This window comes from Desulfosporosinus sp. I2 (genome assembly GCF_000960765.1).
Lineage (GTDB): Bacteria > Bacillota > Desulfitobacteriia > Desulfitobacteriales > Desulfitobacteriaceae > Desulfosporosinus.
In genome coordinates, this window is record NZ_JYNH01000289.1 from 1 (window position 1) to 1,000 (window position 1,000).

Sequence of the window (1,000 nt, forward strand, 5' to 3'; positions counted from 1 at the left end):
TTTCGGTCAAATTTTGGTCGTTATATAAAAGAGAGGGATACTATCAGATATCGTGGTACGGGTTAGTTGGTTATACCTAATAAACAATCATTAGTTTAAAAAGCCCTACAAGTTATTATGGTTACCTTACAAGGTTTAAACCTAGTCTTTGGGCAAATGCTAAAGCTTCCTTGTATTCTTGTTTGGACAGTCTTTGGGATATCTCGAAATATCTGGATGCTTGATGGGCCGGGTAATACTGGTCCATTAAGTTTACTACGCAATCGGGCGACAATTCTTGCTTGATGTATTTTAAGACTTCTTTGCTATCTTCAAGTCCCCCTGGCATCATTAAATGCCTAATAATCAGTCCTCGGTAAGCAATCCCATCTTTGTTCACCTTCAATCCGCCTACCTGATGGTCCATTTCCTTTAAAGCTAACTTCACCTTTTCAGGATAATCCTTCACCTTGGAATAGCGGCTTCCCCTTTCAGCGAGATGATACTTAAAGTCGGGCATGTAGATGTCAACCACACCATCTAGCAAAGCCAAAGTTTCAAGATTTTCATAGCCGCCGCAATTATAGACCAGCGGGAGGCTTAATCCTTTTTGAGCCGCCATAAAAACAGCGTCCAGGATGTTCGGCACAAAATGGGTTGGTGTCACAAGATTGATATTATGACAGTGGTAATGATTCTGGAGCAGGAGCATAATTTCCGCTAACGTCTCGTTCGTAATTATTTGCCCTTCGCCGCCGAAACTAAGCTCGCAGTTCTGGCAAAAAACACAACGCATGTTGCAATAACCAAAAAAGATCGTGCCTGATCCATTGTGTCCAACTAAAGGCGGTTCCTCCCCATAGTGCGGACCATAGCTGGCGATCACAGCCTTGTCGGGAGCCTGGCAAAAACCAAGCTTTTCTAGCCTGTTGACTCCGCATTGGTGAGGACAAAGATTACACTTTAACAGATGTTCTTTGGCCCTGAGCACTCTTTGTTCCAGTTGATGGTTTTTTAAGAA

At 42.9% G+C, this 1,000-nt stretch carries 1 protein-coding gene; it reads right to left on the reverse strand.

All coding sequences use genetic code 11. The features are described from left to right. Window positions 1–121: 121 nt before the first annotated feature. Window positions 122–1,000, reverse strand: an 879-nt coding sequence (locus tag UF75_RS25725) for a 4Fe-4S cluster-binding domain-containing protein (protein WP_082075360.1), incomplete at its 5' end; no start/stop codon positions are given.